Origin of the sequence: Streptomyces sp. BPTC-684 (assembly GCF_030028635.1) — a bacterium.
GTDB classification, from domain to species: domain Bacteria; phylum Actinomycetota; class Actinomycetes; order Streptomycetales; family Streptomycetaceae; genus Streptomyces; species Streptomyces noboritoensis.
The window spans coordinates 5,620,493-5,636,713 of the sequence record NZ_CP124863.1; the positions used below are offsets into that span (position 1 = coordinate 5,620,493).

Below are 16,221 nucleotides of genomic sequence, written 5' to 3' on the forward strand. Positions count from 1 at the left end.
TGATCTGGGGGAGGCCATGCGCTTTCGCGGGAAGTCCATCCGCAGGAAGATCGTGGCGTTGCTGCTGGTGCCGCTCGTCTCCCTCACCGCTCTGTGGGGATTCACGACCTACATCACCGGCCGCGAGGCCAACGAGCTGCTGAACGTCACGTACATCGTGGACAAGGTCGGCTCCCCGATGGAGGACACGGTCCAGGTCATCCAGGAGGAACGCCGTCAGACGCTCGTCTACTTGGCCGACCAGCGGGCCGCCGACGCGCTCGCCGCGCTGCAGAACCGCCGCCGGGACACCGACCGCGCGGTGGCGAAGATTCGTTCCGCCGCCAATGACTCCCAGGTGCGCGACGATCTGCGCCCGGCGGCCCGGGCTCGGCTGAAGACCGTCCTCCAGGAGTTCGACGGCATCGGCGATCTGCGCCAGCAGATCGACCGACGCAGCGTCAACCGCACCCGTGCGCTGGAGGCGTACAGCGGCGTCATCGACCCCTGCTACACGTTCCTGACCAATCTCCACGCGCTGGAGAACGTGGACATGGACAAGCAGGGCCGCGCGGTCGTGGGCCTGGCCCGGGCCCGCGAGATGCTGGCGCGCGAGGACGCCCTGGTCGCCTCCTCGCTGGTCGCCCCGCCGCAGTTCACCTGGAACGAGCTGCGCGAGGTGGTCAACCTGGTGGCCAACCGCACGCTCCTGTACGAGATCAGCCTGGAGAACCTGCCCGGCGGCGAGCGCGAGATCTTCGAGCGGTTCTGGGCCGCCGCGGGCTCCGAGTCGCTGCGCGCCGCCGAGCAGAACATCATCACCGCGGGCCCCACCAAGAACCCGCGCGTCGACCTGGCCCGCTGGCAGCAGACCGCGACCCCGCTGCTCACGCGCCTCTCGCAGGCCGTCTCGGACGCCGACGACCGCTACCGCGACCGCGTCCACCCGGTCGCCTTCAACGTCCTCATCAAGGCCGGTGTCGCGGGCGTCCTCGGCTTCCTCGCCCTCGTCTTCTCGCTGTTCCTCTCCGTCCGCATCGGCCGCGAGCTGATCCGCGACCTCACCCGGCTCCGCAAGGAGGCGCACGAGGTGTCCGGCGTGCGCCTGCCGAGCGTGATGCGCCGCCTCGCCGCCGGCGAACACGTCGACGTGGAGACCGAGGCACCGCGCCTGGACTACGAGAAGGACGAGGTCGGCCAGGTCGGCCAGGCCCTCAACACCCTTCAGCGCGCGGCCGTCGAAGCCGCCGTCAAACAGGCCGACGTGCGGCGCGGGGTGGCCGAGGTCTTCGTCAACCTGGCCCGCCGCAACCAGGTCCTCCTCCACCGCCAGCTCACGCTCCTCGACACCATGGAGCGCCGCACCGAGGACACCGACGAGCTCGCCGACCTCTTCCGGCTCGACCACCTCACCACCCGTATGCGCCGCCACGCCGAAGGCCTGGTGATCCTCTCCGGCGCCGCCCCCTCCCGCCAGTGGCGCAAGCCCGTCCAGCTGATGGACGTCGTCCGGGCGGCCGTGGCCGAGGTCGAGGACTACGAGCGCATAGAGGTCCGCAGACTGCCCCGGCTCGGCGTGGGCGGCCCGGCCGTCGCGGACCTCACCCACCTGGTGGCCGAACTCCTGGAGAACGCCACGGTGTTCTCGCCCCCGCACACCGCCGTCCAGGTGCACGGCGAGCGGGTGGCCAACGGCTTCACCCTGGAGATCCACGACCGGGGCCTGGGCATGACGCCCGAAGCGCTCCTCGACGCCAACCTGCGCCTCGCCGAGACCCCCGAGTTCGAGCTCTCCGACACCGACCGGCTCGGCCTGTTCGTGGTCAGCCGGCTCGCCCAGCGGCAGAACGTCCGCGTCTCGCTCCAGCCCTCCCCGTACGGCGGCACCACGGCGGTCGTGTTCATCCCGGCGGCCCTGCTCACCGACGCGCCGGACACCAACGGCACCGGCTTCCGCCTGGACCGCAAGGCGGCCCACGGCGACGCCGTCGGGCGCCGCGAGCGGGACGCCGGACCCCGTGCGCTCTCCCCGCTCCCGGTGGGCATCCCCGACCGCGCCCTGCTCGACGGGCCGGTCGAACTGGAGGCACCCGTGGACCCGTTGGAGCTGGACACGCCGCACCCCCTGGGCGCCGACGAGCGGGACGACGACCGCACCGGCTTCCTCGGCGCGCCCCGCGGCGTCCCGGCCGAGCGCCGACAGCACCAGCAGGCGGCCGACGAAGGCGCCGGAGCCCCGGGCCGGCCGTCCGGTCCCGTACCGCTGCCGCGCCGCCGTCCGCCCGCGCCGACCCTGGTCAGCGACCACGGGCGCCGGGTCGACGACCAGCCCGGCCGCGACCACCCGTCGCCCGCGGCGGAGCCGGTCCGTCCGTCCGGGCCGGCCCCGGAGCGGCGGCGGGCCGACGCGCTGCGCGCCAGCGGGCTCGTCCCGGCCCCGGCGCCCGAGCCGCTGCGGCCCGCTCCCGGCCGCGAGGCCGCCGACGGAACCGGCTTGCAGGGCGCCCTGCCCCGCCGGGTCCGCCAGGCCAGCCTCGCCCCCCAGCTGAAAGAGACCTCCGCCGAGCCCGCGGACCGCACCGGGCCGGGCGGCCCGGGCGCTCAGCCGCAGCCCGAGCGCGACGCAGAGGAAGTGCGCAACCGTATGGCGTCGATGCAGCGTGGTTGGCAGCGCGGGCGTCGGCACAACGCGATGACCAGCGCAGAGACCACAGCCGACGGGCCCGACCAGGCCCTGGGCGGCGTACGACGCAATACACCGGAGGGGGACGGTCGATGACCGCACCGAAGTCCGCAGCACACGACGTCATCGGGAAGGGCGCCGGGGAACTCAACTGGTTGCTGGACGAGTTGGTCGACCGGGTCGGTTCCATCCGCAAGGCGCTCGTCCTGTCCAGCGACGGCCTGCCCACCGGCACGTCGAGGGACCTGACGCGGGAGGACGGCGAGCACCTGGCCGCCGTCGCCTCCGGCTTCCACAGCCTCGCCAAGGGGGTCGGCCGCCACTTCGACGTGGGCGGGGTCCGCCAGACCGTCGTGGAGCTCGACGACGCCTTCCTGTTCGTGACCGCCGCCGGGGACGGCAGCTGTCTGGCCGTCCTGTCCGACGCCGAGTCGGACGTCGGCCAGGTGGCGTACGAGATGACCCTGATGGTCAAGCGGGTCGGGGCCCACCTCACCACGGCACCACGGACCGGCCTGCCCACCGCAGGGTGAGCGCGACGGTATGAGTGACGCAGACCAGCGGGCGCCGGCGAACGGCCCGCAGCAGCCGGACCGGGTGCCGCAGCAGTCGCCGCCCCGGCAGCACCACTGGTTCGACGACGACGCGGGACCGGTGGTGCGGCCGTACGCGATGACCCGCGGCCGCACCAGCAGTGCCGGTCAGCACCGGCTCGACCTGATCGCGGTGGTGGTGCCCGAACCGGCCGCCGACGACCCGGGGCACGACCACTCGCTCTCGCCCGAGCACGTCGAGATCGTCGAGCGCTGCGTCGGCACCCCGCAGTCCATCGCCGAGCTCGCCGCCGGACTCGACCTCCCCGTCGGGGTGGTCCGCGTCCTGGTGGGCGATCTCGTCCAGGACCAGCTGGTGCACGTCTCCCGACCCGTTCCGCCGGCCGAGCTGCCGGACGAGTCCCTTCTCCGCGAGGTGATCAATGGCCTTCGGGCGCTCTAGCCGCAGGAAGCGGCCCGTCGAACCGGTGACCCTCAAGATCCTGGTGGCGGGCGGCTTCGGAGTCGGCAAGACCACTCTGGTGGGCGCGGTCAGCGAGATCCGGCCGCTGCGCACCGAGGAGCGGCTCAGCGAGGCCGGGCGGCCGGTCGACGACGTCGAGGGCGTGGAGGCGAAGAGCACCACCACGGTCGCGATGGACTTCGGGCGCATCACCCTCCGCGAGGACCTGGTCCTCTACCTCTTCGGCACGCCCGGCCAGGACCGCTTCTGGTTCCTCTGGGACGAGCTGGCGCAGGGGTCGCTCGGCGCGGTGGTCCTCGCGGACACCCGCCGCCTGGAGGACTCCTTCGCGGCGATCGACTACTTCGAGCGCCGGGGGCTGCCCTTCACGGTGGCCGTCAACTGCTTCGACGACGCGGCCCGTTACCCGGCCGACGCCGTGCGCTCCGCGCTCGACCTCGACCCGGACGTGCCGCTGATGATGACGGACGCGCGCGACCGCGAGGCCGTCAAGGACGTCCTGGTCGCGGTCGTGGAGCACGCGATGGTCCTCTCCGAGCGCAGACGCCGGACGGTCTCGATCTAGGGCCTGTCCGGTGAGTCCGGTCGGCTTCGGCCCGGGGCGCGTTTTCGCCGCAGATGGGCGTGCCAGACCCCCGCGTGCCGGCCGGACCCACCGGACAGGCCCTAGGCCCGTACGCAGGGACACGGCCCGTACCCCCACCGACTGGGGTACGGGCCGTGCGTCTTGGGGGCTCCGGCGGAGGTGGCCTACTTGCCGTCCTCCTCGTGCCAGCCGAGGCTGCGCTCCACCGCCTTGCGCCAGTTGTCGTACTCGCGCTCGCGCACCCGCGCCTCCATGGCGGGTACCCACTCCACGTCCTTCCGCCAGTGCGCCTTGAGCTCGTCCAGGCCCGACCACACCCCGGTGGCGAGCCCGGCCGCGTAGGCGGCGCCCAGGCAGGTCGTCTCGGAGACCTTCGGCCGGATCACCGGCACGCCGAGCACGTCCGCCTGATGCTGCATCAGGAGTTTGTTGACGGTCATCCCGCCGTCGACCTTGAGCGTGGTGATCCGTACCCCGGAGTCCTGGTACATCGCGTCCACCACCTCGCGGGTCTGCCAGCTGGTGGCCTCCAGGACCGCGCGGGCCAGGTGCGCCTTGGTGACGTACCGGGTCAGGCCGGTGATGACACCGCGCGCGTCCGAGCGCCAGTAGGGCGCGAACAGGCCGGAGAAGGCGGGCACGATGTAGGCGCCGCCGTTGTCCTCGACGCTCGCGGCGAGCGTCTCGATCTCGGCGGCGCTGCGGATGAGGCCGAGCTGGTCCCGGAACCACTGGACCAGGGCCCCGGTGATCGCGATCGAGCCCTCCAGGCAGTAGACCGGCGCCTGGTCACCGATCTTGTAGCCGACGGTGGTGATCAGGCCGCTCTTGGAGGCCACGGGCCGGCCGCCGGTGTTGAGCAGCAGGAAACTCCCGGTCCCGTACGTGTTCTTGGCCGTGCCGGTGTCGTAGCAGGCCTGCCCGAAGATCGCCGCCTGCTGGTCGCCGAGCGCGGACGCCACCGGCACTCCCGCCAGCTGGCCCACCGCCGTCCCGTACACCTCCGCCGACGACCGGATCTCCGGAAGGATCGCCTCCGGTACGTTCATCGCGGCCAGGATCGAGGAGTCCCACTCCAGGGTCGACAGGTTCATCAGCATGGTCCGCGAGGCGTTGGTGACGTCCGTGACGTGCACGCCGCCCTCCGTGCCGCCGGTCAGGTTCCAGATCAGCCAGGAGTCGACGGTCCCGAACGCGATCTCGCCGCGCTCGGCACGGGCCCGCAGCCCGGGGACGTTGTCGAGCAGCCAGGCCGCCTTGGGCCCGGAGAAGTAGCTGGCCAGCGGCAGCCCGGTGGCGTCCCGGAAGCGGTCCTGGCCGTCCTCGGCGCCGAGCCGGTCGCAGAGCGCGGAGGTCCTGGTGTCCTGCCAGACGATCGCGTTGTGCACGGGCTTGCCGGTCGCCCGGTCCCACAGGACCGTCGTCTCGCGCTGGTTGGTGATGCCGAGCGCGCTGAGCTGTTCCGCGCGCATCCCGGCCTTGGCCAGCGCGCCCGCGACCACGGCCTGCACCTTGGACCAGATCTCGGTGGCGTCGTGCTCCACCCAGCCGGGCTTCGGGAAGATCTGGCGGTGCTCGCGCTGGTCCACGGCGACGATGGCGCCGCCCTGGTCGAAGATGATGCAGCGGCTGGAGGTGGTGCCCTGGTCGATGGCTGCGACGAACTTCTCCGTCATGGCTACCCCTAGGTCGGAAGGCCGCGGGTGCGCGGCGCGTGTCTCAGAAGGCCGCGTGGTGGATCAGGCCGCCGAGGGCCCCGCCGGCCAGCGGTCCCGCCACCGGTATCCAGGCGTAACCCCAGTCCGACGTCCCCTTGCGGGGGATCGGCAGCACGCTGTGCACCAGGCGCGGGCCGAGGTCGCGGGCCGGGTTGACGGCGTACCCGGTGGGTCCGCCGAGCGAGAGGCCGATGCCGACGACGAGCAGCGACACGATCAGCACGGTGCTGCCGGAGTCGCCCAGGCCCTCGTTGTCGCCGAAGGCGAGCACGGGCAGCACCAGGCCGACGGTGGCGATGATCTCGGTGATCAGATTGGCGGCCGGATTCCTGATCTCAGGGATCGTCGAGAAGATGCCGAGCGTCGGGACGGCGCCGTCCCGGTCGGCGTTGGCCCGGAACTGGGCGAAGTACACGAGGTAGGCGAGGACCGCGCCGAGCATCGCGCCGGTCAGTTGCCCCAGGACGTAGAGCCAGACCTTGTCCCACTCGCCGGTGTCGACGGCGATGCCGACGGTCACCGCCGGATTGAGGTGGCCGCCGGACAGGGGCGCCGCGGTGTACGCCCCGGCCAGCACGCCGAAGCCCCAGCCGAAGGCGATGACCACCCAGCCGGCGCCTCTCGCCTTGGAGTGGTTGAGCGTGACCGCGGCGCACACCCCGGCGCCGAAGAGGATCAGGATCGACGTGCCGATGACCTCACCGAGGAAGATGTCCCCGTTGCTCATGGCTGCTCCAATGCCCTCGCCCGGGGCGTGGCCCGGTCCTCCGTGCAGGGTGCGCGCTTCCCATGGCTGCGGAGCCGGTGGTGAAGGTCCGTTCGACCCCGCCCGGCATCCGTGACGAGCGTGCTCGTCTGGCGGAATCGCCGGTGGGGGAGCAGCCCGGCGACCGCGTGCGACGGCACGCGGCCGGGAGCCGTGGAACGGCGACGCCGAGAGACAACGGGAAGTGTTCACCGGCCGTGATGGAGCGTCAAGGTCGCCGACAGCAACGGCCGCCGGGGTACGCGAGGAACGGCGGCCGGGAGCTCAGCGCACCGCGATCACCGACGAGCCGTGCCCGAACAGGCCCTGATTGGCGGTGATCCCGGTCCTCGCCCCGTCGATCTGCCGCTCGCCCGCCGTGCCGCGCAGCTGCCGGGTGAGCTCGCAGACCTGCGCGATGGCCTGGGCGGGCACCGCCTCGCCGAACGATGCGAGTCCCCCGCTCGCGTTGACCGGAACGCGACCGCCGAGCGCCGTCACGCCCTCCCGTACGAGCTTCGCGCCCTCTCCGGCGCCGCACAGCCCCAGATCCTCGTACCACTCCAGCTCCAGGGCGGTCGACAGGTCGTACACCTCGGCCAGCGACAGGTCCTCGGGCCCGATCCCGGCCTCCTCGTAGGCGGCCCGGGCGATGGAGGCGCGGAAGGAGTACGGCGAGGGCTCGGCCGCGACCGCCGAGTCGGTGGCGATGTCCGGCAGGTCCAGGACCGTGTTCGGGTAGGTGGGTGTGACCGTGGACACGGCCCGTATGCGAACCGGGTCCACCGCCCCGTGCCGGCGCGCGTAGTCCATGCCGCACAGCACCAGGGCGGCCGCCCCGTCGGAGGTCGCGCAGATGTCGAGCAGCCGCAGCGGATCGGCGACCACGGCCGAGGCGGCGACCTCCTCGGCGGTCACCGCCTTGCGGTAGCGGGCGTACGGGTTGAGCGCGCCGGCGGCCGCGTTCTTCACCTTGACGCGCGCGAAGTCGTCGGGCGTGTCCCCGTGCAGGGCCATGCGGCGGCGGGCGTAGAGGCCGAAGTAGGCCGGGTTGGTGGCGCCCAGGACCCGGAAGCGCAGCCAGTCGGGATCGTCGGGCCGCTCGCCGCCCGCCGGGGCGAAGAACCCCTTGGGCGCCGCGTCGGCGCCCACCACGAGCACCACCTCGGCCATCCCGGAGAGGATCTGCGCCCGCGCGGTGTTGATCGCCTGCGCCCCGGAGGCGCAGGCCGCGTACACGCTCGTCACGCGCGCGCCCTGCCAGCCGAGCGCCCGCGCGAAGGTCGCCCCGGCCACGTACCCGGGGTAGCCGCCGCGCACGGTCTCCGCGCCCACCACGGACCGCACGTCCGGCCAGTCGAGCCCGGCGTCGGCGAGCGCGGCGCGGGCCGCGACCGTCCCGTACTCGATGAAACTCCTGCCCCATTTGCCCCAGGGGTGCATTCCGGCGCCGAGGACCGCGATGTCGTCCGTGCTGCTCATGCGCCCGCCCCCACGGGCCGCCAGTGCCAGGTCGTCCAGACGGTCCCGGCTTCTTCATTGAGCACGCCGGGCACCACCTCGACCTCCATCCCGACGGCGAGGTCGGCGGTGGTCACCCCCGGCGCGGCCTGCCCCAGGACGACCATCCGCTCGGCCTCCAGCTCCACGGCGACCAGTGTGTACGGCTGCCAGACGGCCTCGGGGTCAAAGACGTAGGGCGCGGGTGGCCGGTAGCGCCCGTCGGTGTACGACCAGACGCGCCCGCGCGGGGAGAGCGGCACCTCGGTCAGCTCCCGCCCGGCGCAGGCGGGGTTGCGGCAGAAGGAGTCCTCGCGGGGGAAGAACACGGAGGCGCAGTCCGAGCACCGGGTACCGAGCAGCCGGAACTCCCGATCCTCCGCCTCCGTGAACCAGCCCGCCACCACGGGCGTGCGCGTGCGCGTCAAAACCCCTCCCGGCACTTGTATCTGACGGAACGTCAGAAGTGTGCCACGGGTGGCCGCGCTCCGGCAGGGGGTGTCGCTCAGCGGTGACCGGCCACCGAGCGCCACGCCACCGGGAAGTCGAAGTAGGTGTCCGGGAACGGCTCCGGCTGGAAGGTGTAGTGCCACCACTCCTGGGGGATCCCGACGAACCCGGCGGCCTGGAGCGTGCCCTTCAGGAGCTGGCGGTTGGCGCGCTGGACGCCCTGGATGCGCGGGTCGTCGGTGTGCGAGAGGGTGTCGAAGCAGTCGAAGCCGGTGCCCATGTCGACGGAGTTGTCCGGGAAGCGCTGGTCCTTCGGTGCGAAGCACGGCACGAGCGGCTGACCGGGACGGTAGGGCGGCGTCGGCCACGCGGGCAGCCGCACGATGGTGACGTCGATCGAACTGCCCCGACTGTGACCGGACTTGGCCGCGATGTACACGTCCTCGAACAGCCTCGACTTGTCGACAAGCGGATAGAACTCGGTCTTCATCCTCTGGTCGTCGAGGTCCTTCGCCCACTCCACGAAGTTGTCGACGGCCCGCTGCGGCCGGAAGCAGTCGTACACCTTCAGCGAGTAGCCCTCGCGGAGCAGCTTCAGCTGCGCCTGGTGCAGCGCCCGGGCCGCCTGGCGGGTCAGGATGCACACCGGCTGCTTGTAGCCGTCGATCGGCTTGCCCACGAAGTTGTGCGGCGTGATGTAGCGCATCTCCTGGATGATCGTCGGGTCCACGGTGGCCAGTGCGACGAACTCGGCGGGTGCCTTGGGTTCGGGCGTGGCCCGGGCGGTGGACGAGGTGGCGGTCACGGCGAGCAGGGCTGCGGCGGCGGCGACCAGGCCGCGCACGGTTGATCTGAGTGTCATGAGCACACCCTTCACGGCTCAACGGGACGTAGAAAAGGGGAAGTTGGGGCAATGTGATCCGATGGCCGAATGTATTCGGTTAAAGTCCGCGCGTGACCGGGACCTCGAAGACCTCCAAGCAGCCTGTGAAGGACTCGCACTGCGCCGCGTGCGGGTCGCCCTACCCCTCGGCCTCGGCCGGCTGGCCCCGCCCCTGCGCGGCCTGCGGGACCGTCACCTATCGCAACCCGCTGCCCGTCGCCCTCGCCCTCCTTCCCGTGACGGACGCGCGCGGTACGGGACTCGTCGTCATCACCCGCGCCGTGGAGCCCCACATCGGCCGCTTCGCCCTGCCCGGCGGCTTCGTCGACGACGGCGAGCTGTGGCAGGAGGCGGTCGTCCGCGAGCTGTACGAAGAGACCGGAATCGAAGCGTCCGTCGCCGATGTGCGCCTCGCGGACGCGCTCAGCTCGCCGCACCACGTGCTCCTGTTCGGCCTGCTGCCCGCGCGCGCCGCGGCCGAACTCCCGCCGCCCGCACCGACGGACGAGACCGCGGGCTGGCGCGTGCTCCGCCGCCCCGAGGAACTGGCGTTTCCGCTGCATACGCAGGTGGTACGGGCGTGGTTCGCGGGGCGTTGAGGGGGCCGGAGCGGTTCGGGCCTCGTGGGCGGCCGGGCGTTGAGGGCGGTCGGGGCGGCCGGGCGTTGAGGGGGCGAGGGCGCCGGGTGTTGGGGAGGCGAGCACCAGGGGCGCCCGCCCCGCCTCACCGCCCCCCACCCCGCACCCGCACCGCATAGCCCACCTCCCGGGTCGCCCCCTCGTCCGTGATCCGCTCCACCACCACCCGGCCGCCCGCCGTCCGGGTGGTGAAACGCTCCACCGACGCCGGCGCCCACCCGTCGCCCGCGTCCCGTACGACGAGGCCGCCGCCGGTGCGCCCGGCCGCCGGGGCCCACACCTCCAGCTCCACCTCTCCGTGCGCGCCGCGCACCGGGATGACGGAACCGGCCCTGGCCAGCACCGGGATACGGTCCAGGGGCGCGTCCAGAAGGACCTGGCAGGGCCCCTCGTGGGGCTCCTCGGTCGCCGTGTCGTACCAGCGGCCGCGCGGCAGCCGCACCGCCCGCCGGTCCGTGCCCCGCTCGAAGACGGGAGCCACCAGCAGCGCGTCGCCGAGCAGGAACGCGTCCTCGCAGTCCCGCAGCGCCCGGTCGCCCGGCGTGCCCCACCACACGGGCCGCGCGTAGGGCGCCCCGGTCAGCCGGGCGAGCTGCGCCAGCGTCGTGAAGTACGGGCGCAGCCGCTCCCGCTCGGCCATCGCCACGCGCGCGTGGCCGAGCACCTCGGGACCGAACTCCCACGGCTCCCGGCGCCCGGCCCAGATCGCCGAGTGCGTCCGGAAGAACGGCAGCCGGGCCGCCAGCTGCAACCAGCGCAGATACAGCTCCGGCGACGGGGTGCCGCTGAACCCGCCCACGTCCGGACCCGAGTACGGCACCCCGCACAGCCCCAGCCCGAGCACCAGGGCGAGCGAGGCCCGCAACCCCGGCCAGCCGGTGCTCACATCACCCGACCAGGTGCCCCCGTAGCGCTGCATCCCGGCCCAGCCGGAGCGGCTGAACAGGAAGGGGCGGTCGTCGGGGCGCAGCCTGCGCAGCCCCTCGTAGCCCGCCCGCGCCATGGCCAGGCCGTACACGTTGTGGGCCTCGCGGTGGTCGCCGCCCCGGCCCTCCAGCGCGTGCCGCGCCGAGCGGGGCAGGGTCGGATCGCCGAAGGGCGCGAACGACGTCGGCTCGTTCATGTCGTGCCACACCCCGGCGAAGCCCTGGTCGAGCCGCTCCTGGTAGAGCCCGCCCCACCAGGCACGCGCGCGTGGATCGGTGAAGTCGGGATACGCGCACTCGCCCGGCCAGACCACGCCCCGCACTTCGTCACCGCGCGCGTCCCGCACGAACGCGTCCGCGGCGAGCCCGCTCTCGTACACCGCGTTGCCGCGCTGCGCCTTCACCGCCGGGTCGACGATCGACACCAGCCGCACCCCGTCCTCGGCCAGGTCCTTGGCGAGGCGGGGCAGATCCGGGAAGTGCTCGCGGTCGACCGTGAACACCTGGTGGGCGTCGTAGTGGTCGATGTCCAGATGGAGCGCGGACAGGGGCAGCCCGCGCTCCCGGTACCCGGCGACGACCCGCCGCACCTCGGCCTCGCTGCCGAAGCCCCAGCGGGCGTGCTGCGGGCCCAGCGCCCAGGACGGCGGCAGCGCGGGCGCGCCGGTCAGCGCCGTCCACCCCTGCAGCACGCGCGCGGGGGTGCCCGCCACCACCCAGCAGCGCAGCGGCCCGCCCTCCATCCGCAGCTCGCTGCTCCCGGCCCGGTCATGACCGGAACCGGCGCCCTCCTCGCCCTCGCGCAGCAGGACCCGGCCGTCCCAGGTGTTGTCGTAGAACGCCAGATGGGTCCCGGCGTCCGCCACCACCAGCTGCACCGGCATCGTGATGTACAGCGGGTCGTCGCCGGGGGCGAAGCCGCCGCGCGGGTCCGTGTTCCACAGCCGGTACGCCCCGTCGCGCAGCCGGGGGCCGTCCGCGCGCCCGCCCAGCCCGAACACGCGCGCGTCGGCGGCGACTTCGGAGCGCTGCACCCAGCGCGCGGGACCGCCGCCGACCGGCTCCCACCAGCGCGGCGGCAGCTCGCGGCGGAGCACCACCCCGCCCGGGGTGCGCACCTCCACGGCCCCGTGCCGGGACACCGCCACCATCACCCGTTCGGAGACCACCCGCCAGCCGCCGTCCGTGTCGGGCTCCAGGACGGCGCGCGCGTCGGGCTCGGGCGCGGGCCCCGCCAGCGCGTACGACGGCTCGGGGCCCGCTCCGTCCCAGCCCCAGAACACGGCGCCGCCCGCCGCCACCCGCACCTCCAGGGCGGAGCGCGCGAACCGCACCACGCCGCCGCCCGGCCGGGGCTCCGCGTCCTGGACCTGACCGGGCACCCGGGCGCGCTCGGGCCCGCGCGCGGGCAGCCCCCACGCGTCCGCCCGGCGCCGCCGCAGGGCCGAGCGGACCGCCCGCAGCCCCTGCACCGAGCCGACCGCCTTCACCGAGCGCACCAGGTCATCGCCGTCCATGCGGCTCACCCTGCCATCCGGCTCATGAGCTGTGTGCTCCGTTCAACTTCCGTTCACCCGTGGCGGCACCACATCGTCAGGTGCCGGACTATGGGCGGCACACCCTGGTGCGGAAGACGATCACATGGCATCGTCCCTGTGAGCCGCCGCATGCGCACACCCCTACGCGTGTGCGCGCGGCACACGCACACCACGCGTACCAGCCCGGGAGCCGACCCATGACCTCACCAGCGAACGCCGCGCCGCAGCCCGCGCCCCTGTGGCAGCCGAGCCCCGACCGCATCGCCGGGGCGCGGATCACCGCGTTCCAGACCTGGGCCGCCGAGCGGTACGGCGCCCCCGCCGAGGGCGGCTACGAAGCGCTGCACCGCTGGTCCGTCACCGAACTCGACACCTTCTGGAAGGCCGTCGCCGACTGGTTCGACGTGCGCTTCTCGACCCCGTACGAGACGGTGCTCGCCGACCGGTCGATGCCGGGCGCCCAGTGGTTCCCCGGCGCCACCCTCAACTACGCCGAGCACGCGCTGCGCACCGCCGAGGACCCGGCCCGCGCCGACGACGCCGCGCTCCTGCACGTCGACGAGACGCACGAGCCCGTCGCCACCAGCTGGGCGGAGCTGCGCCGCCAGGTCGGCTCGCTCGCCGCCGAGCTGCGCGCCCTGGGCGTCCGGCCCGGCGACCGCGTCAGCGGCTATCTGCCGAACGTCCCGCAGGCCGTCACCGCGCTCCTGGCCACCGCGGCCGTCGGCGCCGTGTGGACCTCCTGCGCCCCCGACTTCGGCGCGCGCAGCGTCCTCGACCGGTTCCAGCAGGTCGAACCCGTCGTCCTGTTCACCGTCGACGGCTACCGCTACGGCGGCAAGGAGCACGACCGCACCGACGTCGTCTCCGAGCTCCGCCGCGAACTGCCCACCCTGCGCGCCGTCGTCCACATCCCGCTGCTCGGCACCCCTGCCCCCCAAGGAACTCTCGAATGGTCATCGCTCACTGAGAGTGACAACGAGCCGGTCTTCGAGCAAGTTCCCTTCGACCACCCGCTCTGGGTGCTCTATTCCTCGGGCACCACCGGCCTGCCCAAGGCCATCGTCCAGTCGCAGGGCGGCATCCTCCTCGAACACTTCAAACAGCTCGGCCTCCACTGCGACCTGGGCCCCGAGGACCGCTTCTTCTGGTACACCTCCACCGGCTGGATGATGTGGAACTTCCTCGTCTCCGGCCTGCTGACCGGCACCACGGTCGTCCTGTACGACGGCAGCCCGGGCTACCCGGAGACCGGCGCCCAATGGGGCGTCGCCGAGCGGACCGGCGCCACCCTCTTCGGCACCTCCGCCGCCTATGTGATGGCCTGCCGCAAGGCCGGTGTGCACCCGTCCCGCGACCACGACCTGTCGCGCGTGAAGTGCGTCGCCACCACCGGCTCGCCGCTCCCGCCCGACGGCTTCCGCTGGCTCCACGACGAGGTCCGCGAGGACCTGTGGATCGCCTCGGTCAGCGGCGGCACCGACGTGTGCTCCTGCTTCGCGGGAGCCGTCCCGACGCTGCCGGTGCACATCGGCGAGCTCCAGGCCGCCTGTCTGGGCACCGACCTCCAGTCGTGGGACCCGCAGGGCAAGCCGGTCGTGGGCGAGGTGGGCGAGCTGGTCGTGGTCAACCCGATGCCCTCCATGCCGATCCGCTTCTGGAACGACCCGGACGGCAGCCGCTACCGCGACAGCTACTTCGAGATGTTCCCCGGCGTGTGGCGCCACGGCGACTGGATCACGATCACCGACCACGGCTCGGTGGTCATCCACGGCCGCTCCGACTCCACGCTCAACCGCCAGGGCGTCCGCATGGGCTCGGCCGACATCTACGAAGTCGTCGAACGCCTCCCGGAGATCCGTGAGTCCCTGGTCATCGGCATCGAAGAGCCGGACGGCGGCTACTGGATGCCGCTCTTCGTCCACCTCGCCGAGGGGGCCGTCCTGGACGACGACCTCCGTACGAAGGTCAAGCAGGCGATCCGGGAGCAGCTCTCCCCGCGCCACGTCCCGGACGAGATCATCGAAGTCCCGGGCGTCCCGCACACGTTGACGGGCAAGCGCATCGAGGTGCCGGTCAAGCGCCTGCTCCAGGGCACCCCGCTGGAGAAGGCCGTCAACCCGGGCTCGGTCGACAACCTCGACCTCCTCCGCTTCTACGAAGCGGTGGGCCGCAAGCACGGCTGACACGCGCGCGCCCCGGCCGCCCGCAGGGCCGGGGCGCCGCCCGTCACCCTCCGTACGTGGCCTCGGACTCGCCGAGGACCTCGGCGAAGTCCGAGGCCAGCCGGGCCGCCTCGGCGGGCTCCAGCCCCGCCGCGGTGATCCGTACACCGGCCCCCGAAGCGATCCGGAACCGCGCCCCGGCGGCGACCCACCAGCCGCGCGAGCGCAGCCCGTTCACCACCGCGGACTCGTCCCGCACCGGCACCCACAGGTTCATCCCGCTCGCCCCGTGCGAGGCGATCCCGTGCCCATCGAGCTCGACCGCCAGAGCGCGGCGCCGCTCCCCGTAGGCGTCACGCGCGCGATGCACGAGCTCCCGCGCCATCCGGTCGGTGAGCAGCCCGAGCACCGTGCCCTGGAGCAGATGGCTCACCCAGCCGGAGGTCAGCAGCAACCGGCCGTCGTGCCGCGCCAGCGTCGCCGGGTCACAGGCGGCGGCCGCCCACCGCAGGTCCGTGCCCAGGTACTTCGTCACCGTCCGCACATGCGCCCAGCGCGCCAGCCGCCCGCCCGCCGTCAGGGAGTGCAGCGGCGCCCCCGCGATCTCCGCGGCGTGGTCGTTCTCGATCACCAGCACCTCGGGCGCGGCCCGCAGCACCTCCACCAGGTCGTCCCGCCGCCGCTCCGAGAAGCAGCCGCCGTACGGGTTCTGCGCCCGCGGGCTGCACACGACGGCCCGCGCCCCGGCCCGCAGCGCCTCGCGCAGGGCCTCGGGCCGCATCCCCTCGTCGTCGACGGCGACCGGGACCGTACGCAGCCCCATCACCTGAACCAGGTCGAGCAGGTGGTGGTATCCGGGGTCCTCCATGGCCACCGCGTCGCCGGGCCGCAGCTCGGTGGTGAGCAGCCGGGCGACGCAGTCGAGCGCGCCGTGGGCGAAGGTCACCGAACCGGTCGGCACGCCGTCGGCACCCAGCCATTCCTGGACGCGCTCCTCAAGCAGCGGCATCCGGGGCGTCGAGCGGTGCGACCGCGCACCGGCGGTCATCCGCACCGGCGCGGGCAGTTCGGGCAGGAAGGCCGGGTCGGGGTGGCCGCCCGCGAGGTCCCGCAGCCCCTCCGGCACCTTCGGCGGGCGCCGTGAGGCGACCGAGGGCGCGGCGGCGACCACGGTCCCGCCCCGCCCGTGCGTGACCACGACGCCGCGTCTGCGCAGCTCTTTGTACGCCGTCGCCACGGTGCCGGGACTCACGCCCAGCTCGTCGGCGAGCCGGCGGACCGGAGGAAGCGTGTCCCCGGGAGCCAACCCGCCGTCGGCGACGGCCCGTTCGACGGAAGCGGCAATTCCCTTGGCCGAGGTGCCGGTGATCGCATATTGTTCTGCCACGTACTG

Annotated in this window: 13 protein-coding genes; 6 read left to right on the forward strand and 7 right to left on the reverse strand. The window is 73.3% G+C overall.

Annotation, left to right across the window (positions count from 1 at the left end):
* Nucleotides 1-16 precede the first annotated feature (16 nt).
* The 4 genes from QIY60_RS24990 to QIY60_RS25005 are packed head-to-tail and all read left to right on the forward strand — an operon-like array spanning nt 17 to nt 4,244.
* Nucleotides 17-2,758: a nitrate- and nitrite sensing domain-containing protein gene (locus tag QIY60_RS24990; RefSeq protein ID WP_283144425.1), complete on the forward strand. Its 2,742-nt coding sequence runs from the start codon at nt 17-19 to the stop codon at nt 2,756-2,758.
* Complete coding sequence (locus tag QIY60_RS24995) at nt 2,755-3,195, forward strand: roadblock/LC7 domain-containing protein (protein WP_101387296.1); 441 nt, start codon at nt 2,755-2,757, stop codon at nt 3,193-3,195. The genes QIY60_RS24990 and QIY60_RS24995 overlap by 4 nt, the downstream gene beginning before the upstream one ends.
* A 10-nt stretch (nt 3,196-3,205) precedes the next feature.
* Nucleotides 3,206-3,658, forward strand: coding sequence for a DUF742 domain-containing protein (locus QIY60_RS25000; RefSeq protein ID WP_283144426.1), 453 nt, complete (start codon nt 3,206-3,208; stop codon nt 3,656-3,658).
* Nucleotides 3,639-4,244, forward strand: coding sequence for an ATP/GTP-binding protein (locus QIY60_RS25005; RefSeq protein WP_190089462.1), 606 nt, complete (start codon nt 3,639-3,641; stop codon nt 4,242-4,244). The genes QIY60_RS25000 and QIY60_RS25005 overlap by 20 nt, the downstream gene beginning before the upstream one ends.
* 185 nt (nt 4,245-4,429) lie before the next feature.
* Here QIY60_RS25005 and glpK read toward each other — a convergent pair whose 3' ends face one another.
* From glpK to QIY60_RS25030, 5 genes are all read right to left on the reverse strand, one after another.
* Nucleotides 4,430-5,941 carry a glycerol kinase GlpK gene (gene glpK / locus QIY60_RS25010; RefSeq protein WP_283144427.1) on the reverse strand — a complete coding sequence of 504 codons (1,512 nt, stop codon included), beginning with the start codon at nt 5,939-5,941 and terminating at the stop codon, nt 4,430-4,432.
* A 43-nt stretch (nt 5,942-5,984) separates the two neighbouring features.
* Nucleotides 5,985-6,710 (reverse strand): MIP/aquaporin family protein, encoded by a 726-nt coding sequence (locus QIY60_RS25015; protein WP_283144428.1) that lies wholly within the window; start codon nt 6,708-6,710, stop codon nt 5,985-5,987.
* Nucleotides 6,711-7,013: 303 nt separating this feature from the next.
* Complete coding sequence (locus QIY60_RS25020) at nt 7,014-8,210, reverse strand: lipid-transfer protein (protein ID WP_283144429.1); 1,197 nt, start codon at nt 8,208-8,210, stop codon at nt 7,014-7,016.
* Nucleotides 8,207-8,656 (reverse strand): zinc ribbon domain-containing protein, encoded by a 450-nt coding sequence (locus QIY60_RS25025; RefSeq protein WP_283144430.1) that lies wholly within the window; start codon nt 8,654-8,656, stop codon nt 8,207-8,209. The genes QIY60_RS25020 and QIY60_RS25025 overlap by 4 nt, the downstream gene beginning before the upstream one ends.
* A 77-nt stretch (nt 8,657-8,733) precedes the next feature.
* Nucleotides 8,734-9,540, reverse strand: a complete 807-nt coding sequence (locus QIY60_RS25030) for a M15 family metallopeptidase (protein WP_283144431.1) — start codon at nt 9,538-9,540, stop codon at nt 8,734-8,736.
* A gap of 92 nt (nt 9,541-9,632) precedes the next feature.
* Here QIY60_RS25030 and QIY60_RS25035 point away from each other — a divergent pair, with 92 nt between their 5' ends.
* A complete protein-coding gene (locus QIY60_RS25035; protein WP_283144432.1) occupies nt 9,633-10,160 on the forward strand; it encodes an NUDIX domain-containing protein in 528 nt (175 codons plus the stop codon).
* Nucleotides 10,161-10,284: 124 nt separating this feature from the next.
* Here QIY60_RS25035 and QIY60_RS25040 read toward each other — a convergent pair whose 3' ends face one another.
* On the reverse strand, nt 10,285-12,642 hold the full coding sequence (locus QIY60_RS25040) for a TIM-barrel domain-containing protein (RefSeq protein WP_283144433.1): 2,358 nt from the start codon (nt 12,640-12,642) through the stop codon (nt 10,285-10,287).
* Between the two features lie 218 nt (nt 12,643-12,860).
* Here QIY60_RS25040 and QIY60_RS25045 point away from each other — a divergent pair, with 218 nt between their 5' ends.
* Nucleotides 12,861-14,849, forward strand: a complete 1,989-nt coding sequence (locus QIY60_RS25045; RefSeq protein WP_283144434.1) for an acetoacetate--CoA ligase — start codon at nt 12,861-12,863, stop codon at nt 14,847-14,849.
* A gap of 43 nt (nt 14,850-14,892) precedes the next feature.
* Here QIY60_RS25045 and QIY60_RS25050 read toward each other — a convergent pair whose 3' ends face one another.
* Complete coding sequence (locus QIY60_RS25050) at nt 14,893-16,215, reverse strand: aminotransferase class I/II-fold pyridoxal phosphate-dependent enzyme (protein ID WP_283144435.1); 1,323 nt, start codon at nt 16,213-16,215, stop codon at nt 14,893-14,895.
* Nucleotides 16,216-16,221: the final 6 nt, after the last annotated feature.